General features: G+C 66.2%; 14 protein-coding genes. All 14 read right to left on the minus strand.

The features are described 5' to 3' along the window. Window positions 1-9 precede the first annotated feature (9 nt). Window positions 10-711, minus strand: a complete 702-nt coding sequence (locus tag NGM28_RS11490) for an SDR family oxidoreductase (RefSeq protein ID WP_252090199.1) — start codon at window positions 709-711, stop codon at window positions 10-12. Continuing rightward, a complete protein-coding gene (locus tag NGM28_RS11495) occupies window positions 708-1430 on the minus strand; it encodes an HAD family hydrolase (RefSeq protein ID WP_252090201.1) in 723 nt (240 codons plus the stop codon). The genes NGM28_RS11490 and NGM28_RS11495 overlap by 4 nt, the downstream gene beginning before the upstream one ends. A 6-nt stretch (window positions 1431-1436) precedes the next feature. Further along, window positions 1437-2459, minus strand: a complete 1023-nt coding sequence (locus NGM28_RS11500; RefSeq protein ID WP_252090203.1) for a hydroxymethylglutaryl-CoA lyase-like TIM-barrel protein — start codon at window positions 2457-2459, stop codon at window positions 1437-1439. Then, window positions 2456-2836 carry an L-rhamnose mutarotase gene (locus NGM28_RS11505; RefSeq protein ID WP_240066765.1) on the minus strand — a complete coding sequence of 127 codons (381 nt, stop codon included), beginning with the start codon at window positions 2834-2836 and terminating at the stop codon, window positions 2456-2458. The genes NGM28_RS11500 and NGM28_RS11505 overlap by 4 nt, the downstream gene beginning before the upstream one ends. 14 nt (window positions 2837-2850) lie before the next feature. Then, on the minus strand, window positions 2851-3762 hold the full coding sequence (locus NGM28_RS11510; RefSeq protein WP_240066766.1) for a dihydrodipicolinate synthase family protein: 912 nt from the start codon (window positions 3760-3762) through the stop codon (window positions 2851-2853). Window positions 3763-4706: 944 nt separating this feature from the next. Then, window positions 4707-4958 (minus strand): DUF3077 domain-containing protein, encoded by a 252-nt coding sequence (locus NGM28_RS11515; protein ID WP_252090206.1) that lies wholly within the window; start codon window positions 4956-4958, stop codon window positions 4707-4709. Further along, window positions 4955-5200: a hypothetical protein gene (locus NGM28_RS11520; RefSeq protein WP_240066768.1), complete on the minus strand. Its 246-nt coding sequence runs from the start codon at window positions 5198-5200 to the stop codon at window positions 4955-4957. The genes NGM28_RS11515 and NGM28_RS11520 overlap by 4 nt, the downstream gene beginning before the upstream one ends. Before the next feature lie 455 nt (window positions 5201-5655). Next, a complete protein-coding gene (locus NGM28_RS11525; RefSeq protein ID WP_252090208.1) occupies window positions 5656-19632 on the minus strand; it encodes an autotransporter-associated beta strand repeat-containing protein in 13977 nt (4658 codons plus the stop codon). 391 nt (window positions 19633-20023) lie between these two features. Next, window positions 20024-20407: a YkgJ family cysteine cluster protein gene (locus NGM28_RS11530; RefSeq protein WP_046857051.1), complete on the minus strand. Its 384-nt coding sequence runs from the start codon at window positions 20405-20407 to the stop codon at window positions 20024-20026. 200 nt (window positions 20408-20607) lie between these two features. Continuing rightward, window positions 20608-21816, minus strand: coding sequence for an alanine transaminase (alaC, locus tag NGM28_RS11535; protein ID WP_213659651.1), 1209 nt, complete (start codon window positions 21814-21816; stop codon window positions 20608-20610). 302 nt (window positions 21817-22118) lie between these two features. Then, window positions 22119-23879 (minus strand): isocyanide synthase family protein, encoded by a 1761-nt coding sequence (locus tag NGM28_RS11540; RefSeq protein WP_252090209.1) that lies wholly within the window; start codon window positions 23877-23879, stop codon window positions 22119-22121. A 24-nt stretch (window positions 23880-23903) separates the two neighbouring features. Continuing rightward, window positions 23904-24608 (minus strand): HAD family hydrolase, encoded by a 705-nt coding sequence (locus NGM28_RS11545; RefSeq protein ID WP_240066771.1) that lies wholly within the window; start codon window positions 24606-24608, stop codon window positions 23904-23906. Beyond that, the gene (locus tag NGM28_RS11550) at window positions 24608-25600 is read right to left on the minus strand and encodes an L-tyrosine/L-tryptophan isonitrile synthase family protein (protein WP_240066772.1); all 993 of its coding nucleotides are present in this window, start codon (window positions 25598-25600) and stop codon (window positions 24608-24610) included. Before NGM28_RS11550 ends, NGM28_RS11545 begins: the two co-directional genes overlap by 1 nt. Window positions 25601-25776: 176 nt before the next feature. Beyond that, window positions 25777-26664, minus strand: coding sequence for a heme o synthase (gene cyoE, locus NGM28_RS11555; RefSeq protein WP_240066773.1), 888 nt, complete (start codon window positions 26662-26664; stop codon window positions 25777-25779). Window positions 26665-26671: the final 7 nt, after the last annotated feature.

Genomic DNA, 26671 nt, shown 5'->3' on the forward strand with positions numbered 1-26671 from the left:
TGAAATCCGTCAACAGCCGGGGTGCGGCACCGTGCGGCTGCCCGAAAGCTTTTGCCCATGGAGCTGGTCGACGATGTAGTCCGCGGCATGCTCGGCCCACAGCCCTGGGGCGATGTACTGCGTATGGTCATCCGGCAGGCACTGGGCGAGCATCTTGGTGTTCACCCCGTTGCCCGGATCCAGCGCCACCGCGTGCAAGCCCTCCGGCAGGTCGGCGCTGAGCGAACCGATCAGCCCCTCCACCGCGAATTTGCTCGCGCAGTACGGGCCGAGCCCCCAGGATGCCGAACGCCCCCAGCCGGAACTGATGGCAACGAACAGGCCCTGGCCGCGGTCGAGCATCGACGGCAGGAAGGCGTGCAGCGTGTTGACCACGCCCAGCACATTGACCTCCATCACCTGCGCCCACTCCTCCTGGCTGATTTCCCAGGCCGGCTTGCGCGCATTGATCACCCCGGCATTGCACACCACGATATCCATCGCCCCCTCGCGGCACGCCGCCTCGGCGAAGCGCCGCATGTCCTCGGGCACCGCCACCGAGGCACTGAACAGTGCCGGGTTGGCCTGGGCCGCCGGCGCGGCGTCGGCCGACAGTTGGCAGCCGAACACCTGGTGGCCGCGGGCGGCCAGCGCCTGGCTCAAGGCCAGCCCCAGGCCACGGCTCACACCGGTGATGGCGATGCGCAGCGGCCGCTGCGTGGTTGTGTTCATGATTCCTCCTTGATCGTCTGGTTGCTCACGCAAAAGCGCGATACAGCGTTGTCCGCCAGCAGGTTGGGCACCTCGCCGCCCCAATGGCCCTCCGGCCAGCTCGCGCTGAGGGCGGAGCGGGCGATCAGCGCATGCCCGCTGACGAAGATGAACGGCACCTTGCAGGCGATGGCGGCCTCGGCGTCGGCGCTGGCATCACCGAGGAACACGGCTTGCGCGGCGCTGCAGTCGTACTGCTCGAGCAGCGCGTTGATCGCCGCGATCTTGGTCACCGGCGAACCCACCACCCGTGCCAGCAGCCGATCCATCCCGCATTCGCCCAGCGCGGCATTGATCTCCGCTTCCACCCCGCCACTCACCACCGTGCAGATGACCCCACGGGCCGCCAACCGGGCCAGCAAGTGCGGCGCACCCGCCACTGCCGGCGAAAACCGATAGTGCGCTTGCAGGTACTGCTCGTAGCGGTCGATGCTCGCCGCCACGAAGTCCTCCTCCTGGGCCACCCCGATCACGCGCTGGAAGGCCTCGAAGTGCCAGCGCCGCGGGCGACCGAAGTTGAGCCGGAAGCTGTCCTTGCAGCGCTCGCGCAGCACCGCCGGGTAGGCGGCCAGGGCGTGATCGACCGCGGCCAGCTTCACCCCGTTGGAGTCGAGCAGCACACCGTCGCAGTCGAAGAACACCAACTTGCAGTCCGCCAGCAGTTCACCGAGTTTGACCATGTTCGTTCACCGGTAGTGGCTGAGAATGCCCGCGTCGAACTTGTGCGCCCCGGCATGCCCGGCGATCTTGCCGAGGATGTCGATACGCTCCAGGCCCGTCAGCGGCGTGCCTTCGAACAAGCGCTGGGCATAGGTCGGGTGCACGTTGTGCTTGGCCTGGCAACGGTAGGTGGGCGAGTAGCCCCAGTTCGCCGTGTGCCTGAGGGGCTCGATGTGTTCCGCCAGGAACGCCTCGCACTCCGCCATTTCCAGCGTTCCCGACTTGAGCAGGGCGAGGGTTTCGGTCGGTGCGTTGCCGGCCCCCCGCCCGATCCCGGCGAACGTGCCGTCGGCATGACGGGCGCCTGCGTCCAACGCCGCCTGGGTGTTGGCGACCGCCAGGCCATAGTTGTCGTGGGCGTGGAAGCCCAACGGCAACGAGGTCAGTTCACGCGCCTGGCTGAACAGGCGATGAACCTGCTCCGGCAACATGCGCCCGAAACTGTCGGCGAAATACAGCGCCGTGACCGGCTCGACGGCCAGGGCCGGCAGGTCATGGGCCAGTTGCTCCGGCGTCAGCTCGGCGGCCTGCATCAGGTTGATCATCACCGCCAGCTCCTGCCCCGCCAGCGCCTTGGCCAGCGCCAGGCTGCCCTCGAGCTGGCTGCTCATGGCCGCGATGCGCAGGATGGCGATGGGGAACGGCGAACGCCGGATCGCCGCCAGGATCACCTCGGCGACAGCCTGCACCGGCTGATCGAGGATGCGCCAGGCATCGATCATCACCGCCGCGCGCATCGGCCCCAGGTCGACCTGCTGGCGCTGCACGTCGCTCAGCGACTCGGGCAATGCCTTGAATGAACCGAGGTGGCTGACCCCAGCAGCGGGGTCCAGGTTCAGGTAGCCCATCTCGACAATGTCCACGCCAGCGGCCTGGCACATACCGAAGTAGTGCCCGACCATGGCATCGGAAAACCGCCAGTCGGTCTGGAACCCGCCATCACGGAAGGTGCAATCCATCAACACGAATGACTGTTTTTGCCCGGTCATTTTTGCTGGCCCGCCGTTTCGAGGGTCCAGTCGTACACCTGCTCCAGGCGCCACCAGTTGAGGTCGGTGCGGTTGCCTTCGATGCGCTTGAGCAGCGGGTTGTCGTCACCGTGCATGCGGTCGTCCCAGGCCTGGATCACCGGGTGCACCGACAGGGCGTGGGTAAAGTCGCGCAGCGGGTCGAACTGATCGTGGGCTTCGACTTGCATGAACAACGTGCGCGGCGGCAACAAGTAGATCGACATACGCTGCAAACCGATTTCACGCAGTACGCCGTGTTCACCGGCAATTTGCACAGGGACATCACGGTGCATGGCTTTATACAGTTCGGCGGCTTCGAGGCTGGTCAATTCAATGGAGAAACCAATACGTTTCATGAGTAACTTCCTTATTACTGGGTCACGAATTCGAAAAGTTGGTCGTAGACTTTTTCAACTTCTTTGAGGGTTTCCACATCCATGGTGAAATCCACGGGTGGGCGGATCAAGGTATTGCTCATCAACCGGCGGCGTTTGAGCAGGTGTTTCGACAACTGCAAGTAACAGTCGATGCTCGCCATCATGTGGCACATCAGGTAGGACAGCGGGTAGGCGATGGCTCGGGCGGTGCGCTCGTCGCCGGCCTGCAAGGCGCGCCACAGAGCCACGGTGATCTCGGCGATCTCGGTGGCCGGGATCACCCCCGCCAGGCCGCGCTGGTAGGTATCGACCAGCATCATGCCGCCGTCGCCCTCGAAGATCCGCGCCTGGCCGCCGGTGGCGTCGCGCAGCAGCGAAACCTTGGGCGCGGTGGGGGCGGATTCGGGCTTGAACTGCACCTTCTGCGGGCCGAAGGCCTTGAGCAGGCGGGCCTGCACGTCGATCGACAGCGGCCGCTTGGCCAGCGACTTGGCGTGGTGCACCAGCACCGGGATCTGCACGCTTTCGACGACATTGGCGAAGTAGGTGTACATCTGCTCATCATCGAGCGCCCACATCGACGGGTGCATCACCAGCAGCGCGTCACAGCCGGCTTGCTCGGCCTGGCGCGAATATTCGATGGCCTGGGCGATGCTCTCGCCACCGGTGCTCATGATGGCCAGGCCTTTGTCGCCGGTCTGTTCGGCGATCAGCTCGGCCACGCGGAAGCGTTCGCTGGTGGTCAGCCGTGAAACCTCGGAAATCTGCCCGATGACCACGCCGTCGCAGCCGGTGTGCAGGATGTGTTCGACCTGCAGGCGCAGGGCCGAGGTATCCAGGGAGAGGTCGTTGTTGTAAGGCAGGATGGCGACCGGAAGGACACCTTGGATGGGGAGTTGCGTCATGCCTGATATTCCTTATCAAAGTTTGACGTTAACAACTAGCAGACTCGCAACTTACACAACATGCGGCGACCAAGACGGCGCGTACGCCCTCTGTTTTTGGCCAGCATGCCTGGCGACCCGCAACAAGGCGGACGCGTCTGAAAGTGTTAAGCGCAAGGCGTCGACTTTATTCATCAAAGTCGGGTGTTCAACTACGGACTTATTCGGGAGTGCGGTATATCCGTGCAACTTTCTCACTAGTCACTTGGTGCACACCGAAGTCGGGGGCAAGTAAATGGCCGGGGGGGGTTTTTGTCGATCCAGCATTTGTATCAAAATAATACAAATATGAATTTACAAAGACACACACGTTAAAACTGTTTTCTATATTTCAGTTTGTTTCAGATATGTAACTGGATTTAAAAATTTTGATACCCGTGAAAGCGCCGTGTTAGAGCGCTTGCCAAGAAAGGCCTCGCACAAGGTATGCATTTGAAGCCAACGGGCAATGACAGTTCTGCTGATTGAATGAATCCAAAGAGTCTGAAATTCGCCCTTGCACTTCATCCATTTGGCTATGTGAAGAAAAGTTCGCCGTTAGTAGGGGCTTGACTTGCTTGAAGTTGGGCGGCTGGTCCACTCTCATGCCGGCTGGCATCTGCGGTTGCACGCGGTACCTGTAGGAGCGGATTCATCCGCGATGCAGGCACCACAGTGTCTGGCACCGGCCTTGCCGGTGTTCGCCAGCAAAGCTGGCTCCTACGGTTGCGCGCGGTACCTGTGGGGATGGGATTACCCGCGGTGCCTGGCACCGGCCTTGCCGGTGTTCGCCAGCAAAGCTGGCTCCTACGGTTGCGCGCGGTACCTGTAGGAGCGGGTTTACCCGCGAATCAGACACCGCAGTACCTGGAAATGTTTGACCTTGCCTTATCGAGACTGCCCGGCAATCTCGATAAGGGATGCGCTTATTTACCCTTACTCAGCCCCAACTCCATATCATCGATCAGCCCCTTGGCCAGCCCGCTGAGAATCCGCGCGGCGCTGCTGGCCATGAGGTCACCTTCCATCTCGGCCTCCGTGGTGAAATGCGCCACGCAGCCGAGCAGCATCGACAGGTCGCTGAAGGCGTGGTCAAAAGGGATGCCGGGCTGGATACGGAAGATCTCAAGACAGGTGGTCGTGCCCTGGGTCGGGCCGGGCTTGAAGTCGTCGCTCATACCGGCGCCCCCTTGGCCCGGGCGTGGCGGACCAATGCGATGACCAGTTGAGCGAGGATTTCGGCGCTGTCCATCATCACGTCCAGGCGCTCGTCGCGTGGGCAGTGGGTGTAGGCGTGGATGGTGTCGCTGAGGGTGTGCATCAGCTTGTTGGCGTGGGCCATGGCTTCCTCGGGGGCGAGGTCGCTGATGATGGTGACAAAGGGGATTGGGTAAGGTGGGTCAGGTACATGTTTTTTCATCTGTGTTCTCTGTGTCAAAACCAAGAAAACACCGCCCGAATCCTTCTCACAGATGTGGGTGGCAGCCGTGCGCGAGGTGAGAAGTCCGCGGACACAGAAACGCGGTCGGACCAAAGTCCGCCCACGCACGGCTGCCATGAAAGCAAAGCCATGACTGTGTACCACGTTGCGGGCTTCTCACACCCGGTCGCCAAATTTGACGACCCAGCGACGTTACCCTCGGAGTAATTTCCAGCCAATTCGGAGCCTTCCGGCAGGCGCGTAGGATAGGTCCCAAGCGCTGACCGGCTGAAGGATTTTGTTTCAGATTCGGAAATGTCTGACGGCGTCAGGAAGCCGGGGGCGCTTTGCGCCCCTTTCGCGGCACAAGGCCGCTCCTACAGAGGGAATGCGATCTCCCTGTAGGAGCGGCCTTGTGCCGCGAAAGGGCCGCGCAGCGGCCCCGGCGCTCTACTTCAGAACCCCATGCTGAAGCTCACCACCACCCCATGGTCACGGTTCTCGTTGGACAACTGCCCGGAATACCCAACCCCCAGCTTGCCACTGGCCCCGACGCTCAAGTCCAGCCCGGCCTCGACCACCGCCGCATCCTTGGCAATCGGCACACCCTCGGTGCTGAACCCGGAACCCCCATCGATAAAGCGCAGATCCGCATCCGGCTTGTCATCCCCAAAGGCATGGCGCCAGCCCACCGACACCCGTGGCGTGATCGTGCCGCCACTGTCGAGCTTGATGTGCTTGCCAGCCCGCACACCGAGGGTGGAATAGGTCACATCCTGATCGACCTTGCCCTCCAACCGCCCTGCCCCGCCCTTCTCATGGGCAGTGTCGCTGTCGTAGTTGACGTAGGCCAACCCGGCGAACGGCTCCAGGGCGATACCACCGGCATCGATGGCATACCCCACCTCGCCGAACACCTGGGCGCTGCGCGCCTTGTACTTAGCCTTGAGCCGGTCGTCGTAGCTGCCCACCGCGACATCGCGCTTGGTGTCGATGTCATGCCAGGCATAGGCCACACCCAGGCGGGCGGCGAAGGCGTCCAGCTGGTAACCCAGGTAGGTGGTCAGGTGGTAGCTGTCGACGGTAGCGTCCGAACGACGGCGGTGGGCGTCGATGCTGGAGCGGGTGTAGCCCGCGGCGACACCGACCTTCCACTCGTCATCCAGCGCACGGTCCACACCCAGCATGAAGCCCGACAAGTCGCGGTCGACGCTGGCGTGGTTGCTGTTGCCGTCGTAGTCACCCCAACCGCCGATGGCGCGGATCCAGCCCACCGCTTGGCCCTGGCAACCTTCGCTGGTGAGCTGCTGGTTGGCGGTCGGCGCCAGGGTGCGCCGTGGGTCGTTCTCGCGGGTGCAGTCGGCCTGGCGCAGGCGGTCGTTGACCGCGTCGCGGATGTAGCGCGAGTCCTCGATCAGCACGGTCGCGGTGCTGGCGTGGATCTCGCCGGACAGGCTGTCGAAGGCGCTGCGGGCCGAGTCGCGATCCATGGTCACGATGGTGTTGCGCAACGCCGCCGGGGCGCCAGCGCTTTCCAGGGCGGTGGCGACACCGCGCTGGTTGCTGGAAGCGGCGACGTCAGCGAACGAGGTGCCGTTGCGGCTGACCGTCAGGGTGACCTGGTTGGTGCCGTAGGCCAGCACGCTGTTGAGGAACGCCGAGTTGCTCAGGTTGGTACCAGCGAAGGTGCCGTTGATGCCACCCGCCGCATTGACCACGGTGTACTGGCCATTGTCATCGTCGAGGTTGAGCACCTGCAGGCTGCCGCCGAGATTGGCGGTGCCCCCCACGTTCAGGTAGTTCACCGGTTCCACGCCAAGGTCGATCACCAGGGTGCCGCTGGGGCCGTTGGTGAAGTTGCCGGTCACGTTGAGGTTGCCGCCTGGCCCAGGCATCACCGTGCCGTTGTTGACCAGCCCGCCGACGGTGCCGTTGCCGCTCAGCGCGGCGCCGTTGGCCACGGTCACCTGGGCCCCGAGGGTGGTGCCTGGGTGGGCCGCGTCGCCGACCTGCAGCACGCCCTGGTTGACGTTGAACGCGCCAGTGGTGGGCTGGTTGCCGGTCAGCAGCAAGGTGCCAGCCCCTTGCTTGGTGGTGGTACCGGTGCCGCTCAGGGTGCCATTGAAGGTGCCGTTGGCCGACTGCTGGAACACCAGGCTGGCGTTGTTGAGGATGTTGCCCTGCAGGCTGGTGGTGTTGCCCACCAGGGTGCCGCCGCTGACGGTGGTACCGCCGCTGTAGGTGTTGGCGCCACTGAGCACCAGGGTGCCGGCGTCGAGTTTCTCGATGCCGCCTGTGCCCACCAGCGGTGCGCTGACCACGGCGGTGGCGCCGGCATTGACCCGCACCGGCGCCAGGCCACCATCGGCCTCGTTGACCGGTGTCAGGCTGCCGCCCGCGCCCGGCACCACCTGGTAGCCGTCGCTGAGGAACTGCATGCCGGAGAACGACTGGTTGCCGACCACGGTGACGGTGCCTGGCGCACCGCCGAACACGGCGTACTGGCCGCTCCAGCCGGTGGAGGTGGTGCCGGACGCGTTGGTCCAGTTGGTGTTCGGGCCCCAGGTGCCACTGCCGCCACCGATGCTGCCATCGGGGTTGGTCTTGCCACCGTTCCAGAACTGCAGCTCTTCACCGTAGTTCTGCACCACCAGGTTGAGCTGGTTGGCGATGGCGGTTTGCAGGCCGAGGTCGGCCAGGGCCACGCCGCCGGGGATGGCGCCGAACACCAGGCCGTTGTCGGTAAGGCTGCCGCTGTAGCTGAACAACTGGTAGACGCCGGTGCCGAAGCCACCGAGATCGGTGATGTTCAGCGTGCCGTCGAGCACCAGGTTGCCGTTGACCTTGACCACCGTGGTGGACGCGGCCGGGGCGCCAAGGTTGAAGTCCAGCGCGCTGCCCGCACTCAGGTTGAGGTTGCCCACGGTCAGCGGTGTTGCGCTCTGGCCAGCAGCCAGGGTGGCGCCGTCGGCGATCTGCACGGTGCCGCCGTAGGTGCCGCTGCCGCCCAGGCGGGCGCCGGTGGCAACTTGCACGGTGGCGCTGTCGAGGCGGCCATTGACCAGCAGGCTGCCGGCATTGACGGTGGTGGCGCCGGTCAGGCCGTTGACGCCGGTCAGCAGCAGTTCGCCGCTGCCATTCTTGGTCAAGGTGCCGTTGCCGGTGAGGTTGCCGGTATAGCTGCCGTTGGCGTTCTGTTCGAAGGTCAGCGCGGCGTTGTTGAGGATGGCGCCCTGCAGGCTGGTGGTATTGCCCACCACGCTGCCGGCGTTGATCTGGGTGCCGCCGGTGTAGCTGTTGGCGCCGCCCAGGGTCAGCTGGCTGGTGCCGTTCTTGACCAGGCCGCCCGTGCCACTGATGGCACCGTTGAGGGTCAGGGCGTTGCTGCCACCAATGGCCAGGGCGCCATTGAGCACAGCGGTGTTGGCCAGGGTGACCGCCTTGTTGCTGTCCAATGTGGTGCCGGCTGCGGCGGTCAAGGTACCGCTGCCCAGCGCGCTGTCGTTGCCCACCACCAGGGTGCCGCCGTTGAGCGCGGTGCCGCCGCTATAGCCGTTGGCAACGTTGAGCACCAGGGTGCCGGCGTCCTGCTTGGCGAGGCTGCCGGTGCCGTTGAGGGCGACGTTGAGGGTGGCGGTTACGCCCGTGTCGACCCGCAGGTTGGTGGCGCCGTTCCCCAGCAGTTCACCGGCGGTGCCGGCGTTGAGCACGTAGCCATCGGTGCTGAACTGCAGGCCGGTGATGGTGTGGCTGCCGTCGACGGTGACGGTGCCCGGGGCGCCCTGGAACACGGCGAAGGTGTCGTTCCAGGTCTGGTTGAGCACGCCGTTGGCGTCGGTCCAGTTGCTGTTGACGGCGTTCCAGGTGCCGCTGCCGCCGTCGATCAGGCCGTTGGCGACGCTCTGGCTGCCGTCCCAGAACAGTACGTTGCTGGCCCCGCCGACCACCAGGTTGACCTGGTTGGCGACGGCGGTTTGCACGGTCAGGTCGGTGACCGGCACCGGCGCGCTGCCAATGGCCAGGCCGTTGTTGACCAGGCTCCCGCCATAGGCGAACAGGCGGTACACCCCGGCACCGAAGCCGCCGATGTCGGTGACATTGAGGGTGCCACCCAGGGTCAGGTTGTTCGCCACGTCGACCAGTGCGGCGGCACCACCGACCGGTGCGCCGAGGGCCGCGTTGAAGCTCGAGCCGTTGTCCAGGGTCAGGTCACCCGCGCTCAGGGTGGCACCGCTGGTGGCCGCGAGGGCACCGCCGCTGGCCACGGTCACCGCGCCGCCGAGGCTGCCGGCGCCGGACAGGGTGGCGCCGCTGGCGACGTTGACCGCGCTGCTGGCCAGCGAGCCGTTCACCCGCAGCCGGCCAGCCTGCACGTTGGTGTTGCCGGTGTGGCTGTTGCTGCCGCTCAGCGAAAGCGTGCCGGCGCCCAGTTTGTTGAGGGTGCCGGTGCCGCCGATATTGCCATCGAACACCCCGCCTTCGACGTTCAGGCTGTTGCCGGTGGCGATCTGGATCGCGCCGGTGCCGCCGATGTCGCCGAGGGAGGTGTTGCCGTCGAGGTTGAGATTGGCGCCCGTGCTGACGTTCAGCGCGCTCTGGGTGCCCAGGGCGGTGGTGCCGATGGTGCTAAGGCTACCGGAGAGGATGTTGAGCACGCCGCTGAAGGTGTTGTTGCCCGACAGCGTCAGGTCGGCCAGCCCGCTTTTGTTGAGCGTGCCGCCACCGCTGAGCACGCCATCCAGTTGCAGGTCGTTGCTGCCCAGCACGTTGAGGATACCGCTGACATTCACCGGGTTGGTCAGGCTGACGGCGCTGGCACTGTCAAGGTTGGCGTTGCCGGTGACGTCCAGGCCGCCCGTACCGAGGGCGGCGTTGTTGCCGACCACCAGGGTGCCGGATTGCAGGTCGGTGCCGCCGCTGTAGGTGTTGGCGCCCATCAGCGCGAAGCGCGCGGCGCCGGCCTTGAGCAGGCGCCCTGTACCCGCGACGGTGCCGCCGAGGGTCAGGTCGTTGCTGCCCAGCACCGTGAGCGGGCCGGCCAGGTTGACGTTGTTGGCCAGGGTGACGGCCTGGCTGCTGTCCAGGCTGGTACCGCTGGCGGCGTTCAGGCTGCCGGTGCCCAGCGCGGTGTTGGAGCCCAGCACCAGGGTGCCGCCGTTGAGCGCGGTGTTGCCGGCGAAGGTGTTGTTGCCTCCCAGCGCCAGGCGCGCACTGCCCGCCTTGAGCAGGCCACCGGCGCCGCTGATGTTGCCGTTGAGCGCCAGGTTGTTGCTGCCGGCGATGTTCAGCGGGCCGCCCAGGACGATGGCGTTGCCAAGGGCCACCGCCGCGTTGCTGTCGAGGGTGGTGCCTGCGGCGGTGTCGAGCGCGCCGCTGCCCAGGGCGCTGTTGTTGCCCAGTATCAGGGTGCCGCCACTGAGGGTGGTACCGCCGCTGTAGCTGTTGCTGCCATTGAGCACCAAGGTGCCGCTGTCGAGCTTGTTCAACTTGCCGACGCCGGTCAGGCCGACATCGAGGGTGGCCGTCACGCCCGGGTCGACGCGCACGCTGGTGTCGCCACTGGAGCCGTTGATCAGGTCGAGCGCCCCAGCAGTGCCGGCCAGCAGGCGATAACCATTGGTGACGAACTGCATGCCGTTGACGGTCTGGCTGCCGTCGACGGTGACGTCGCCCGCCGTGCCCTGGAACACCGCGAAGGTGCTGCCCCAGGTGCTGTTGGTTACGCCGTTGAGGTCGGTCCAGTTGGTGTTGGCGGCGTTCCACACACCCGTGCCGCCGTCGACCTGGCCGTTGGCCACGCTCTGGCTGCCGTCCCAGAACTGGATGTTCAAGCCGGCTGCGCTGACCAGCAGGTTGACCTGGTTGGCCAGGGCGGTCTGCAGGGTCACATCACCGAGCCCGACACCCCCCGGCAGGCTGCCGAAGTCCAGGCCATTGTCGGTGAGCGCGCCGGTGTAGTCGAAGATTCGGTACACACCGTTGCCAAAGCCGCCGATGCTGCCGACATTGAGCGTGCCGTCGAGGGTCAGGTTGCCGCCGACGTTGAACAGCGCGGTGCCACCAGTGGACGGCGCGCCCAGGCCGACATCGACGATCGAGCCACTGTTGAGCACCAGGCTGCCGAGCCCCAGGGTGCTGCCGCTCTGCCCGGCCAGGTGGCCGCCGTTGTTGATGACCACGTTGGCATTGGCGGTGCCGCTACCGGTCAGGGTGGCGCCGCTGGCGACGGTCAGCAGGTTGCTGCCCAGGCTGCCGTCGATTGTCAGGGTGCCGCCGTTGACCTGGGTGTTGTCGGCCAGGTTGCCGGTGCCCGACAGGGTCAGGGTGCCGGTACCGACCTTGTTCAGGCCACCAAGGCCGTTGAGGCCGCCGGCGAAGGTGCTGCTGAGGTTGTTGCTGCCCAGGCTCAGGGTACTGCCGATGCCGACATCGACCTGGCCACTGCCGGTCAGGCTGCCGAGGCTGGCGTCGCCATTGAGGTTGAGCAGGCCGCTGGCGCCGACGTTCAGGGTGTCGACACTGGCCAGCACGCCGCTACCCAGGGCGGTAAGGGAGCCGGCCTGGATATCGACGTTGCCGGCAAAGGTCTTGACGCCGACCAGGGTGAGGTCGTCGACGCCGGTCTTGACCAGGTTGCCGCTGCCGCCGAGGTCGCCGCTGAGGATCAACGCGTTGGCGGCTTCGACGGTCAGGTTGGCGCCATTGCTCAGGGCGATGGTGTTGCCCAGGGCCATCGGCGCGCTGTTGGCCAGGGTGGCGTCCGCGGTGACCGCCAGGGTACCGGTGCCCAGGGCGCCGCTGCTGCCTAGTGTGATGCGCCCGGCGTTGAGCTGGGTGCCGCCCTGGAAGCCGTTGTTGCCGTTGAGGGTGAGGTTGCCGCTGCCGTTCTTGACCAGCCCGGCAGTGCCGTTGAGCACGCCGTTAAGGGTCAGGTCGTTGCTGCCGGCGACGGTAAGGCCGGCATTGAGGGTGACGTTGTTGGCCAGGGTGACGTTGCTGCCGGCGCTCAGGGTCGAGGCCCCGGCGACGGTCAGGGCGCCCTGCCCCAGCGCGTTGTCATTGCCGACCACGAGCTGGCCGGCGCCGAGGGTGGTGCCGCCGAGGTAGTTGTTGGCACCGTTGAGGGTCAGGGTGGCGGCACCCGATTTGTTCAGGCCGCCGACGCCATCCAGCACGCCATTGAGGGTGAGATTGGCGCTGCCCGGCACGTTGAGCGTGCCGCCCAGGTGCACGGCATTGGCCAGGGTGACCCCCGCGCCGCTGGCATCGAGGCTGGTGTTGGCGCCGGTGCTGAGGGCGCCGGTGCCCAGGGCGGTGTTGCTGCCGACCACCAGGGTGCCGCCGTTGAGCGTAGTGCCGCCGCTGTAGGTGTTGCTGCCATTGAGGGTCAGGCTGGCGGTGCCGTTCTTGATCAGGCTGTTGTTGCCCGCGACCACGCCGTTGAGGGTAAGCGCCTGGCTGCCGCCGAGGGTGAGGTTGCCACCGCTCAGGTTGACGGCGTTGGCCAGCGCCAGCGCCTGGCTGGCGTCGAGGCTGGCGGCGCCGTTCACGTTCAGCGCGCCGCTGCCCAAGGCGCTGGCATTACCCAGCAGCAGACTGCCCGCTTGCAACGCGGTGCCACCGGTGTAGGTGTTGCTGCCGTTGAGGATCAACTGGCCGCTGCCCAGCTTGCTCAGGCCACCGTCACCGCTGATGACGCCATCGAGGGTCAGCGTCTGGGTGTTGCTGACCCCAAGGGTGGTCCCGGTGCCAAGGCCGATGGCGTTGGCCACCTGCAACACACCGATGCTGGCCAGGGTGCTGTTGCCGGTCACGGCCAGGTTGCCTGAGCCCAGGGCGGCGTTGTTGCCCAAGGTCAGGTTGCCGGCGCCGAGGGTGGTGATGCCTTGGTAAGTGTTGGCGGCACCGAGCGTCAGGCTGCCGGAACCGGTCTTGGTCAAGCCCCCCGTTCCGCTGATCACGCCGTTCAGCGTCAGGTTGTTGTTGCTCGGCAGGCTCAAAGTGCCGTTCAGCGCCACCTGGTTGCCCAGGGTCAGGGGGCCGCTGTTGGCCAGGCTGCTGGCGCCGCCGACGGTCAGGGTACCGGTGCCCAGGGCCTGGTTGTTGCCCAGGGTGAGGGTGCCGGCATTGAGGGTCACGCCACCGGTCAGGGTGTTGGCGCCGCTGAGGGTGAGGTTGCTGGCGCCGTTCTTGGTCAGGCTGCCGGCGCCGGTGACCAGGCCGCCCAGGCCCAGGTCGTTGCTGCCGGCGATCGTGAGGTTGCCCCCCAGGTTGACGGTGTTGCCGATGTTCAACGCGGTATTGCTGTCCAGCGTGGTACCGGCCGCCGCGTTGAGCTGGCCAAGGCCGAGGGCGCTGGCGCTGCCGAGCACCAGGGTGCCGGCATTGAGGTTGGTGTTGCCCAGGTTGCCGTTGGTGCCGTTCAGGGTCAGGGTGCCGCTGCCGGTCTTGGTCAGGCCGCCGACACCGTTGACGTTGCCGCCCAGGGTCAGGTTCTGCGCCCCGGCGATGGTCAGGTTGCCGGCCAGGTTGAGCTGGTTGGCCAGGGTGACGTTGGCATTGCTGCTCAGGGTGGTGCCGCCCACCGCATTCAGAGCCCCTGTGCCCAACGCCGTGTTGCTGCCCACCACCAAGGTGCCGCCGTTGAGGCCGGTGCTGCCCTGCTGGCTGTTGCTGCCGTTGAGGGTCAGCGTGCCGGAACCTGTCTTGACCAGGCCTGCGTTGCCACTGAGCGCCCCGTTGAGGGTGAGGTCGCTGGTGCCGGGCAGGGTGAGGTTGGCGTTCAGGGCGACGGTATTGGCCAAAGCCAGGTTGCCGGTGGTGTCCAGGCTGGCGGCGCCTGTGACGGTAAGGCCGCCTGTGCCCAGGGCCTGGGCGTTGCCCAGGGTCAGGGTGCCGGCACCGAGGCTGGTGCCGCCGCTGTAGGTGTTGGCGTTGCCGAGCGTGAGGTTGGCGCCACCGGCCTTGATCACGCTGCCGGCGCCCGAAACGACGCCAGCCAGGCCCAGGTCGGCGCTGCCGCCGACGGTCAAGGCGCCACCCAGGGCAAAGGCATTGCCCAGGGTGACAGCGGTGTTGCTGTCCAGGTTGGTACCAGCGGCGGCGCTGACCGCCCCGGTGCCGAAGGCCGTGTTGTTGCCCACAACGATGCTGCCACCATTGAACAGGGTGCCACCGCTGTAGCTGTTGGCAGCGTTGAGCACCAGGGTGCCGCTGTCGAGCTTGGCCAGTTGGCCGCTGCCCGAGAGGCCGACGTTCAGCGTGGCGGTGACACCCGGATCAACCCGCACGGTGAAGGCGCCGTTGCTGCCGTTGACCAGGTCCAGGCCACCGGCGCCGATCAGGCGATAGCCGTTGGTGACGAACTGCAGGCCGGTGGCGGCCTGGGTGCCGACCACGGTGACATCGCCCGCGGTACCCTGGAACACCGCGAAGTCGCTGGTCCAGGTGGTGTTGAGCACGCCGTTGACGTCGGTCCAGTTGGTGTTGACGCCGTTCCAGGTCCCCGTGCCGCCGTCGATCACGCCGTTGGGCACGCTCTGGCCGCCGTCCCAGAACTGTACGGTGCCGGTGGCGCCACCGACCAGCAGGTTGATCTGGCTGCCAATGGAGGTCTGCACCTGCAGGTCGCCCGGCAGCACGCTGCCTGGCACGCTGCCGATCACCACGCCGTTGTCCACCAGGGCGCCGGTGTAGTCGAACAGGCGGTAGATACCGGTGCCGAAGCCGCCGATATCGGTGACATTGAGGGTGCCGTCGAGGGTCAGGTTGCCGTTGACGTTGACCAGCGCGGTGCCGCCGGTGGACGGCGAGCCCAGGCCGAAATCGAGGATCGAGCCGCTGTGCAGGGTCAGCGCGCCGGTGGCCAGGGTCGCGCCGCTGTTGGCCAGCAGGTGCGCGCCGTTGGCGATATCCAGGGCACCGACCAGGCTGCCGGTGCCGCCCAGGCTGGCGCCGCTGTTGACCTGCACGTTGGCGCTGGCCAGGGCGCCGGTGATGTTGAGCAGGCCGGCGTTGACCGAGGTGTCGCCCGCCAGCACGTTCACGCCCGACAGCTCCAGGCTGCCGGTGCCGTTCTTCACCAGCCCGCCAGCGCCCGCCAGCACGCCGCTGAAGACGTTGTTCGCGTTGTTGCCACCCACGCTCAGGTTACCGCCACCGGCCACGTTCACCGTGCCTGCACCGCTCAAGCTGCCGACCCCGGCGCTGGCGCCCAGGTTGAGGCTGGCGCCGGCACCGACATTGAGCGACGAGGCACTGCCCAACGCGCCAGCGCCCACGGTGGTGAGGCTGCCACCGACCAGGTCGATGGCGCCGCTGAAGGTGTTGTTGCCGGTGAGGGTCAGGTCGGCCAAGCCGTTCTTGATCAAGCCGCCCGTGCCGCTGAGGGCGCCGCTCAAGGTGAGGTCGTTGCTGCCACCCAGGGTGAGGTTGGCGCCCAGGCCGATGTCGTTGGCCAGGGTCAGCACGGCGCTGTTGTCCAGGCTGGCGGCACCGGTCACGTTGAGGGCGCCGCTGCCCAGGGCGCCGCCATTGCCGACGACCACGCCACCGGCATTCAGGCTGGTGCCACCGGCGTAGGTGTTGACGCCGTTGAGGGTCAGGGTAGCCGCACCGTTCTTGACCAGTTGCCCTGCCCCGCTGAGCACGCCGCCGAGGGTCAACGCGTTGCTGCCGCCAAGGGTGAGGTTGGCGTTGAGCGCGACGTTGTTGCCCAGGCTGATGGCACTGCTGTTGTCCAGGCTCGCGGCGCCACCGACGGTCAGGGTACCCGTGCCGAGCGCACTGCCGTTGCCGAGCACCAGGCCGCCGGCGTTGAGCAAGGTGCCGCCGGCATAGCTGTTGAGGCCACCGAGGGTGAGCGTGGTGGTGCCGTTCTTGATCAACCGGCCGGTGCTGTCGATCACGCCGTTGAGGCTCAGGTTGTTGCTGCCGGCCAGGGTGAGGTCGGCATCGAGGGTGATAGCGTTGCCGACGCTGAGCGCCGCCGTGCTGTCCAGGCTCCCCGCGCCGGCCACGGTGAGCTTGCCCACGCCCAGCGCGGCACCGTTGCCCAGCACCAGGCCACCGGCGTTGAGGGTGGTGCCGCCCAGGTAGGCGTTGGGGCCGGACAGGGTCAAGGTCGCGCTGCCATTCTTGACCAGGCTGCCCGCGCCGCTGATCAAGCCGCCGAGCCCAAGGTTGGCGCTGCCGCCGATGCCCAGCGCGCCCGCCAGGTTGACGGCGTTGCCTAGATTGACCGCACTGCTGGCGTCCAGGCTGGTGCCCGCGGCGGCATTGAGCGCGCCAGTGCCCAGCGCGGTGTTGCTGCCGACCACGATGGTGCCGGCGTTGAGGTTGGTGGCGCCGACCTGGGTGTTGGCGCCGGTGAGGGTCAGCGTGGTGCTGCCGTTCTTGGTCAGGCCACCGACACCCGCGATCACGCCGCCCAGGGTGAGGTCGTTGCTGCCGGCAAGGGTGAGGTTGCCGGCCAGGTTCAGGGCGTTGCCGATGTTCAGCCCGGCGACGCTGGTGTCGAGGGTGGTGCCGGCCGCGGTGTTGAGCGCACCGGTACCCAGCGCGGTGGCGCTGCCCAGCACCAGGGTACCGGCGTTGAGCGCGGTGGTGCCGCTCTGGGTGTTGTTGCCGGCCAGGGTCAGGCTGGCGCTGCCGTTCTTGATCAGCCCCCCGGTGCCGCTGAGGTTGCCGCCCAGGACCAGGTTGTTGGCGCCGGCCAGGGTCAGGTTGGCGCCGAGGTTGATGCCATTGTTCAGGCTGAAAGCCGTGGTGTTGGCCAGGGTCGACGCGCCGCCGACGGACAACGCGCCGGTCCCCAGGGCCGCCGCGCTGGCCAGGGTCAGGGTGCCGGCATTGAGATTGAGCCCACCGCTGAACGTGTTGGCGCCCGTCAGGGTCAGGTTGGTGCCGCCATTCTTGACCAATGCCCCGGTGCCGCTGATTACGCCGCCCAGGGTGGCGGCGCTGGTGCCGGGCAGGGTCAGGGTGTTGGCGCCGAGGTTGATGGCGTTGCCCAGGCTGACTGTCGCACCCGCATCGAGGCTGGCGTTGCCGCCCAGGCTGAGCGCGCCGGTGCCCAGGGCATTGTTGTTGCCCACGGTCAGCACGCCCGCATTGAGCGTGGTACCGCCGCTGAAGGTGTTGCTGCCATTGAGGGTCAGGCCGGCACTGCCATTTTTCACCAGCGCGCCGGTACCGCTGATCACGCCACCCAGGGTGGTGGCGCTGGTGCCCAGCAGGCTCAGGGTGTTGGCGCCGAGGTTGACCGCGTTGCCGAGGTTGACCGTGGTGCTGGCATCGAGGCTGGCGTTGCCGCCCAGGGTCAGCGCGCCGCCGCCCAGGGCGTTGTTGTGGCCGACGGTGAGCTTGCCAGTATTGAGCGTCAGGCCGCCGCTGAAGGTGCTGTTGCCGTTCAGGGTCAGGTCGCCGGCGCCGTTCTTGACCAGCGCGCCGGTGCCGCTGATCACGCCGCCCAGGGTGGTGGCGCTGGTGCCCAGCAGGTTGAGGGTGTTGGCCCCCAGGTTGATCGCGTTGGCCAGGCTGACGCCGGTGCTGGCATCGAGGCTGGCGTTGCCGGTCAGCGCCAGGGCGCCGGTGCCCAGCGCGGCGCTGTCGCCGACGGTGAGCTTGCCCGCGCCCAGGCTGGTGCCGCCACTGAAGGTGTTCACGCCGTTGAGGGTGAGGTCGGCGGCACCGTTCTTGACCAGGCTGCCGGTGCCACCGATCAGGCCGTTGAGCGTCAGGGCGTTGTTGCCCGGCAAGGTCAGGGTGCTGCTGCCCAGGTTGATGGCGTTGGCCAGGGTCATGGTCGCCGTGGTGTCGAGGGTACCGTTGCCAGTCAGGCCCAATGCATTACTGCCCAGGGCGCTGGCATTGCCCAGCGTGAGGGTACCGCTGGCCAGGGTGGTGCCGCCACTGTAGGTGTTGACGCCGTTCAAGGTCAGGCCACCGCTGCCGCTCTTGACCAGCGAGCCGGTGCCGCTGAGCACGCCGCCCAGGGTCAGGGCGTTGCTGCCTGGCAAGGTCAGCGCCGCGTTCAACGTCACGTTATTGTTCAGCACCAGTGGCACGCTGCCTTGCAGGCTGCCGGCACCGCTGACGGTGAGCGCGCCGCTGCCGAGCGCGGCGGCGCTGGTCAGGTTGAGGCCACCGGCGGCCAGGGTGGTGCCGCCACTGTAGGTGTTGGTGGCGCCAAGGGTGAGCAGACCGGTGCCGGTCTTGGTCAGCCCGCCAACGCCCGATACCACGCCATTGAGGGCCAGGTCGTTGGCGCCGCCAACACCCAGGCCGGCGTTGAGGGTCAGGGCATTGGCCAGGCTCAATCCGCCGACACTGCCCTGCAGGCTGCCGCCGTTGACCGTGATGCCGCCGCTGCCGAAGGCGCTGGAGTTATCGAAACTGAGTGCACCACCGTTGAGGGTGGTCTGGGTGGTGCCGTTGAGCACCTGGCCGATCAGGCTCCAGGTGCCGCTGTCGACGATCAACCGGTTGAAGTTGATGTAGTTGGTGGCGTTGATGGTGCCGCTGCCGCTGGTCCCGCTACCGCCACCGATGGCGTTCTGCAACGCCAGGGTGTTGGTGCCACCGGCGCCGCCATCGATCTTGCCCGCCGCCGCGTAGGCGAGGTTGGGGTTGCTGGTGACCAGCAAGGCCACGCCGACCCCGAGCCCGGCACCGACACTGGAGCCGGTGATGGCATTGAAGCGGTTGGTGCTGTTGGCGCCCATCGACAGGCTGCCGGTCAGGGTCCCGGCGTTGGTGAAGGTGTTGCCCGCTGCGGAAGCCTCGAACGCTGCCCGGCCGAGAATGGTCCCGGTGTTGGTGAAGTTCACCGTGCTGCCGCCGGTCACGGCGATGACCGGGGTGTCCTCGCTCACCAGGGTGAGGCTGGCCAGCGCCGAGGAGCCGATGCTGCCGGCGTTGCTGATGGTGGTGGTGCCAGCGGCCCCGTTGCGCGCGTCCAGGGCCATGCCCGTGAGGTTCAGCAGGTTGGCGCCCAGCAAGGCGCCGGTGCCCTTGATCACGCCCGAGGCGTTGTTGTTGATGGTGAGGGTGCCGGAGGTCCCGGTGTTGCCGATCAGCACGGCGGAGGACTGGATGCTCAACAGCCCCAGCAGCGTCGGGTCGATGGTCCCGGAGTTGTTCAGCGTGTTGTTGTTGCCAGCCAGCGACAGGGACGTGCCGCCCACGCCCAGCAGCGTGCCCAGGGTGGCACCGGGGTTGACGTTGACCGTGAGGCTACTGCCGCCGTTGGTGTAACTGGGTGCCAGGGGGTTGGCCGCGCCGTTACAGGTAATGATGGACCCGGCTGCGCTGCAGGCGGCCAGCGCCTGCTCGCTCGTCAGGCCGAAGGCCAGGGCGCCGACGCCCAGGCTGATAGCCAGGGACAGATGCGAGAAACGGGAGGGGAAACGGGAGGCGGCACGTCTGTCCACGGAGAGCTCCTTCGTGGATCAGGCAATTCAGTCCTTGAATGCGTGTGCAACGGGGCGAGAAAGAGCAGCGAAACACGCGACGGCCGAAACGCCTGATCAATGGCTACGAATTTCCTTTGAGGGAATGTGTAGCCGCTGTAGGGCAGGCAGTACGGCGTTGGAGGAGATCAAATGGTGTTAATACTTTCTCAAGGCAACACGTGTTTCGTGGGTTTCAAGGGGATCCTGATTGGATCCATCCGACGAACGGTCATGTCACTTTGCCAAAGCGTGAACAGGTTAGACGTTTGTGGGAGCGGCTTCAGCCGCGATGCGGGCATCGCGATATGCGGCACCCGCGTTGCGGGTGATCGCGGCTGAAGCCGCTCCTACAGAGGTTTCATACGCTGGGTCAGGCCACCTCGGCGCCGTCATCCGGCCAGTGCGGCTCGTTGGCCCCTGGCGGTGTCAGCGGTGGCAGGCCATAGGCCGCCCGGGCATCGTCGCAGCTGGGGTTGTGCACCCCGTTCTCCCAGGAAGCCTCGAACTCGCGGCACGGGCTGGAACGGTTCTCATAGATGCTGCACGCCACCTGCGTGCCGATCTCGCCACCCAGGCTGACGCAGCGGCAAGGCTTGGCGTCGGTGCCGATCATGGCGACGCGGGTCGGGTTGATCTGCACCACCAGATCGTCGGGTACCACGCCGCCGGCGGACTGGCATTCACCCCAGAAGAAAGACACACGAAAGTAGCCGCAGCAGGCGCCGCAGGTCAGGCAAGGGTTCTGTTCGGACATGATGGCCAGGGAGGGAGGTTGTTGTTATGAGGGCGAGCGCCCGCGGCGCCATTTGTAATCCAAGCGCGAACGGCTGAGAAGAGGGGGCATGCAAAAAAACATCGCCGCCCATCGGCGGCGCTTTAACTGTAGGAGCCAGCTTGCTGGCGAACGCGCTGGCATCGGTTCGCCAGCAAGCTGGCTCCTACAGGATCGGGGGGTTACTTGCTGATCAGGCCGTCGGCCCGGAACATCTGGCGAATGCCGCGGATGGCCTGGCGAATCCGGTCCTGGTTCTCGATCAGGGCGAAACGTACATGGTCGTCACCGTAGTCACCGAAGCCGATGCCCGGCGACACGCAGACCTTGGCCTCGGCCAGCAGTTTCTTGGCGAACTCCAGCGACCCCAGGTGCGCATAAGCCTCGGGAATCTTGGCCCAGACATACATCGAGGCCTTGGGGTTCTCGACCATCCAGCCCAGCTCGTGCAGGCCCTTGACCAGCAGGTTGCGGCGCTGGCGGTACTGCTCGGCGATGTCGCGCACGCATTGCTGGTCGCCTTCCAGGGCGGCGATGGCCGCCACCTGCAACGGGGTGAAGGTGCCGTAGTCGTGGTAGCTCTTGATCCGCGCCAGGGCGCTGACCAGTTCCGGGTTGCCGACCATGAAGCCGATCCGCCAGCCGGCCATGTTGTAGCTCTTGGACAGGGTGAAGAACTCCACCGCGATGTCCTTGGCCCCCGGCACCTGCATGATCGACGGCGCCTTCCAGCCGTCGTAGACGATGTCGGCGTAGGCCAGGTCGTGCACCACCAGCACGTCGTACTGTTTCGCCAGGGCCACCACGCGCTCGAAGAAGTCCAGCTCGACGCACTGGGCGGTGGGGTTGGATGGGAAACCGAGGATCATCATCTTCGGCTTGGGGATCGATTCGCGGATCGCCCGCTCCAGCTCGTTGAAGAAGTCCACACCTGGCACCAGTGGCACGGACCGCACCTGGGCGCCAGCGATCACCGCGCCGTAGATGTGGATCGGGTAGCTGGGGTTGGGCACCAGCACGGTGTCGCCATGGTCGAGGGTGCCGAGCATCAGGTGCGCCAGGCCCTCTTTCGAGCCGATGGTGACGATGGCCTCGCTCTCCGGGTCGATGGCGACGTCGTAGCGTTCCTTGTACCAGTTCGAGATGGCGCGGCGCAGGCGCGGGATGCCGCGGGAGGTGGAGTAGCCGTGGGTGTCTTCGCGCTGGGCGACCTGCACCAGCTTCTCGACGATATGCGGCGGGGTGGCGCCATCGGGGTTGCCCATGCTCAGGTCGATGATGTCCTCGCCACGGCGGCGGGCGGCCATCTTGAGCTCGGCGGTGATGTTGAAGACGTACGGGGGGAGACGATCGATGCGCGCGAAGCGGCGCGGCGAACCGGGATTGGCCATGTGTTCCTCTGCAGACGTAAGCGCCCGGAACCGTCCGAGCGACGTTGGCCGCTGCGGCGGCCGAATCAGAAGATAATCCCGCAGAGATAATTTCGCAAAGGATAATTTTCTGTTTTATTAGAATTTTTCAGGCGCATCATTTGAAAAATACACAAATTCAGAACCACAATTATCCCTGTAGGAGCGGCCTTGCGCCGCGAAAGGGCTGCGCAGCAGCCCCAACATTCTGGGGTGTTGCATACACCGTGGGGCCGCTTTGCGGCCCTTTCGCGGCGCAAGGCCGCTCCTACAACGACCAGTGCTCAATACACCTGCACCCGCCACAGCTCACGCGACGCCGAGGCCGGGCTCATGGGCAGGCGCCCGTGCAAGGTCTGGTAGTTGTCGATCAGCACCAGGTCACCCGCCGCCCATTCATGGGCGATCAGGCAATGCGGGTCGTAGACCAGCCCGTCCAGTTGCTCGATCAGCTCGCGCTGGAAGACCTCGTCACCCCCCTCCACGCGCTGCTCCAGGGTCTGCAGCGACGACTCGCACCCTTCCTGGTAACGCAACACCGGCTCGCCACTGCGAGGATCGCGGTCCACCAGCGGATAAGAACGCGGTGAGCCGCCGAAATAGGTCATGCGCGTGTAGTAGGTGATGTCGATGCCCTGCCACTGCCGGGCGGTCCGCAGGCCGACCTTGGCCAGGGCGTTGCGGCTGTCGACGATGGTGGTCTGCCCTTCCCCGGGCTGCGGCGGCGTCTTGCAGTAGAGCATGAAGGTGTGGGCGCAGAACTTGGGGTCGCGCTGCACCAACGGGTCGCTGTCGGGCAGCAGGTTGAGGTCCCAGTGCAACGGCGTCTTCTCCAGTGAGTGCACCACTCCCTGCGGCTGGTCGGCCGGCTTGACCACGTGCACTTCGCCGAAGGCCCAACGGTAGATGGTGCCGAAGCGCGCGCAGTCGGCGGCGAAGCTGGCCTGGTCGGCGTACTCGCAGCCCCTCAGGCAGACGAAGCCGAAACTGCGCACCAGCGCTTGCAAGGTCTCGGTGGACAGCCGCTCGAAGCCCAGCCCCATGGGGTCGCTGACCACCAGGCCGAACAGCGGCAGCTTCTGCAATTCGAAGCGATAGCCTTGCAGCGCTTCGCCCTGGGTTTCGTGAAGCAGCCATGGCCGCCCCTGCCAGGTCACCTGCACATGCCGGCTGCCGTCGATCTCGGCGCGGCCGCGCAAGGACTGGCCGCCATCGAGCTGGCGCACCGGTACCGCATGCCAGGGGCTGGCCACGTGGCTCAGGCCGTCGGCCAAGGCCAGGGTGAACTTGGGCCCGGCGTTGTCGTACTGGTGTACGGACAAGCGAATGTGTTCGGGGAAGAAACGATCGACTGCGGCATTGAGGGCCTGCCCACGCAGCATCATCTGGTAGGCCTTGTGGCTGATCTGGCGCAGGTGCTCGTCCTCGTCCTGCCCCGGCTGGCGGCACAGGCGCAGGTCGTTGTAGAGGTGGCTGCACAGTTTGTCGTGGCTGCGGGCCAGGTTTTCATCCTGCTGGCACTGTTCGATCAACGCCTCGACGTGCTTCCAGGGCAGGCGGGCCTGCTTGACCAGGGTCGCACGCAACGCTTCCGGGCTGCTGGCCTGGGGGAACAGGTCTTCCATGCTCACCCAGCGAATGCAGTGAGTGACGCACAGGGTGCGCAACGCCTGGTTATACTGCCGGCGCACGTCGTCAGGCACACCGACGATGTCGTTGAAGGTGGTGCCATCGCTGAGGATGACGATCTCGCAGCCCGGCATGTGCAGGGCCGCGATCTCCTGACCAAGACGGTCGAGGCGTTCGATGGCCATCACCTCGCCGAAGTCCGGCAACACGCCAAAGGTCTTGTCGCGGTCGTTCGGCGACTTGCAAGGGAAGCCCGGCAGCACCAGGCGCACAGGTTCACCGCGCTCGAAGCAACGTACCAGGTCCCTGGCCAGGTGCGCCTTGCCGGTGTCGGCGAAGCGATCACCCTCGGCCTTGAGCAGATAACCGTCCAGCACCTGGCTGACGGCCGAGACCCAGCTGTCTTTGTCTTGCATCTTCTTGTCGTCCTTGAGTGGAAGCTACAGCGAACCTGTCAATTCGGCTCGCGGGGGTTGCACAGCTGCCGGGCACAAGGCCGCGAGCAACTGATGGGGGTGTTCGCAGTACAGCTGCGGATTGTGATCGCGCAGCACGCCAGGCTCGCCATAGCCCCAGCCTGCCGCCGCCACGGGCATACCGGCAGCCTGCGCGGTGAGCAGGTCGAACGCCGTGTCACCGACGAACAGGCAATGCTCAGGCGCCACGCCAAGCCGCTCAGCAGCTTGCAGGGCGGCATCCGGCGCGGGCTTGAGCCGCTGCCCCGCTTTATGGCCAAGGACCACGGCGAAGGCATTCGCCGGCAACAGGTGCTCAACCACGTCCAATGCCAGCGCATGGGCCTTGTTGGTCACCACCGCCATGGGCAGGCCGCGCGCGCCAAGGGCGTCGAGCAGTTGCTCGACACCCGCGTAAGGCCGCGACAACCTGACCAGGTGCTGGCGATAGCAGGCGCTGTAGGCTGCTTGCAGGTGCCGGGCGTCAGCTACGCCGTGCGCCTGCGCGACCCGCTCGATCATTGCGGCCACGCCGCCACCCACCAGGGTACGCACGGACTCGACCGCCAGCTGGGGCAGCCGGTGCTGGCCCAGAACATGGTTCAGGCACCAGGCGATATCGGGCAAGGTGTCTACCAGGGTACCGTCCAGGTCGAACAGCACCGCACGCACATCAGCCAGTCGTTCCATCACTGCACACTGGCGTAGTGGCACGGCCGGCCGCGGCTGAATACAAGACGGCTGTAGCGCTCGTCGACATTGCTGCGGCGCTCCAGCGTCACAACGCCACGACGCTTGATCGCCACCGAATGCCAAGGGGTGCGCCACAGGTCGCTGGTCGGCACCAGGCGGATGCCAATCTTGGCGGACACCGCCAGTTGCGGGTGGATCGACAGACGCAGGCACTGGGGGTAGCGAGCCTCCAGCAAGGCGCTCCACGCTTCGCTGCGCTGGATCACCCGCTGCGACGCGGGCTTGGCCACCTTCTTTACCGCGTTCATGCTCATGCCGGCGAAATCCGCCAGGCCGGCATAGTCCTCCGACAGGAAACGGTGGATACCGCAGTACATCAACATCATGTGGTCTTCGGCTTCGAAGCGCTGCTGCAACACCCGCAGCGACTGGCCGTGCTCGATCATCAGCTCTTCGCGCATCGAATCCAGGCAACCCAGATGCGGGTACGCGTCCTTCAGGTCGAACAGGGTGAAGCTGCCGGGGTAGTGCTGGTGGGCATAACGCTGGATGTCATCGGTGTAGGCCTGGACATGGGCATCGGGCACGCGCACCAGGTCGGAGAACACATAGCCGTCCGAACAGATATGAATTACCGCGCCCGGTGCGTGCAGCGCGCGGATCTCTTCGCACAACCTGTGCAGCTCGTCGATGGCGTGGTGCTCGGCAAGGTCGGGCAATGGGCCGAGGGTCTTCTGGCGGTTCGGCGACTTGCCGGGGAACGCCGGCAGCACCATTTCGATCGGCAGGCCCTGTTCGAGCGCGGCCAACACCTTGGGCAGGTGCGGTGCCAGGGCGGCCTCATCCAGCGCAGGGTCCTGCCCGGGGGCCAGGCTGCGGCGGCGGAACAGGCATTCAAGAATAGCGAGTGCGGTGTCGGTGGGCGCAGCGAGAAGGCGTTGGCGCGGCAACACGCCACCCGCCGAGAGAGCGAGGCTCGATTCGGTCACGGTACAGTCCTTTGTCGGAAGGGGATACGGCCAAACCACGGCCGCCAGGTCGTCCTGACCTGCGGCGGATAAAATCCTGCAAAGTGCGTGACCCTGTCAACTGGATAGTTATGTATTTTCCAGCACAAAAAAAAACGCCCCTGCAAGCAGGGGCGTTTTTACGGTTCAGGCAGCTGTCAGCGAGCGTAGGTCATCAGCACATCGGCCGCGGTCTGGCTGTCCACCGACATCATCACGCTCAGGGCGGTGACGGTGAGGATGGAGAAGCCGAACACCTTGCGCGCCCACTTGCTGTCGTCCTCGGCCTTGTAGCCACCCCAGGCCATGTACAACCAGTACAGGCCCATGGCAGCCGCCACGGCGAGGTAACCCAGGCCAGCGTAGCCGCCCAGGGTCAGCATGAGGGTGGCGAGGACGAAGGCCAGCACGTACAGCACGATCTGCTTCTTCGCCGCCAGGATACCGCGCGCCACCGGCAGGACCGGAATGTTGGCGGCGCTGTAATCCTTGAAGCGGAAGATCGCGATCGCGAAGCTGTGCGGCATCTGCCACAGGCTGAACATCACCAGCAGCGTCACCGCCGCCAGGTCGAAGCTGTTGCTCACGGCGCAGTAGCCGATCACCGGAGGCATGGCACCGGACAGGCTGCCAACCAAGGTGCCGTGCACCGATTTGCGCTTCAGCCAGAGGCTGTAGAAGCCGACGTAGACGACGAAGCCGACCAGCGCGCAGAACGCCGCCAGCGGGTTGGCCTGGACATACAGCAAGCTGAAGCCGGCCACCCCGAGCAGGGTGGCGTAGGCCAGCGCGAGGGGCAGCGACATGCCGCCCTGCACCATGACGCGGTTCTTGGTGCGCTCCATCTTGTGGTCGATGTCACGGTCGATGCAGTTGTTGAACACGCATCCGGACGCGACCACCAGGGAAGTACCGATCACCACCGCCAGGAACAGGGCGAAGTCCACATGGCCCTTCGAGGCAAGGAAGAAACCGCCTGCCACGGAAAGCACGTTACCGAAAATGATCCCCGGTTTGGTGATTTGGATAAAGTGCTTAACGGACATGCAGTCT

Origin of the sequence: Pseudomonas sp. MWU13-3659 (assembly GCF_023757525.1) — a bacterium.
In the GTDB taxonomy this organism is placed as follows: Bacteria; Pseudomonadota; Gammaproteobacteria; order Pseudomonadales; family Pseudomonadaceae; genus Aquipseudomonas; species Aquipseudomonas entomophila_E.

Excerpts from the sequence above, each read along its gene's own strand:
- NGM28_RS11490 (WP_252090199.1), bottom strand. The coding sequence starts at position 711 with ATGAACACAACCACGCAGCGGCCGCTGCGCATCGCCATCACCGGTGTG.
- NGM28_RS11495 (WP_252090201.1), bottom strand. The coding sequence starts at position 1,430 with ATGGTCAAACTCGGTGAACTGCTGGCGGACTGCAAGTTGGTGTTCTTC.
- NGM28_RS11500 (WP_252090203.1), bottom strand. The coding sequence starts at position 2,459 with ATGACCGGGCAAAAACAGTCATTCGTGTTGATGGATTGCACCTTCCGT.
- NGM28_RS11505 (WP_240066765.1), bottom strand. The coding sequence starts at position 2,836 with ATGAAACGTATTGGTTTCTCCATTGAATTGACCAGCCTCGAAGCCGCC.
- NGM28_RS11510 (WP_240066766.1), bottom strand. The coding sequence starts at position 3,762 with ATGACGCAACTCCCCATCCAAGGTGTCCTTCCGGTCGCCATCCTGCCT.
- NGM28_RS11515 (WP_252090206.1), bottom strand. The coding sequence starts at position 4,958 with ATGAGCGACGACTTCAAGCCCGGCCCGACCCAGGGCACGACCACCTGT.
- NGM28_RS11520 (WP_240066768.1), bottom strand. The coding sequence starts at position 5,200 with ATGAAAAAACATGTACCTGACCCACCTTACCCAATCCCCTTTGTCACC.
- NGM28_RS11530 (WP_046857051.1), bottom strand. The coding sequence starts at position 20,407 with ATGTCCGAACAGAACCCTTGCCTGACCTGCGGCGCCTGCTGCGGCTAC.
- alaC (WP_213659651.1), bottom strand. The coding sequence starts at position 21,816 with ATGGCCAATCCCGGTTCGCCGCGCCGCTTCGCGCGCATCGATCGTCTC.
- NGM28_RS11540 (WP_252090209.1), bottom strand. The coding sequence starts at position 23,879 with ATGCAAGACAAAGACAGCTGGGTCTCGGCCGTCAGCCAGGTGCTGGAC.
- NGM28_RS11545 (WP_240066771.1), bottom strand. The coding sequence starts at position 24,608 with ATGGAACGACTGGCTGATGTGCGTGCGGTGCTGTTCGACCTGGACGGT.
- cyoE (WP_240066773.1), bottom strand. The coding sequence starts at position 26,664 with ATGTCCGTTAAGCACTTTATCCAAATCACCAAACCGGGGATCATTTTC.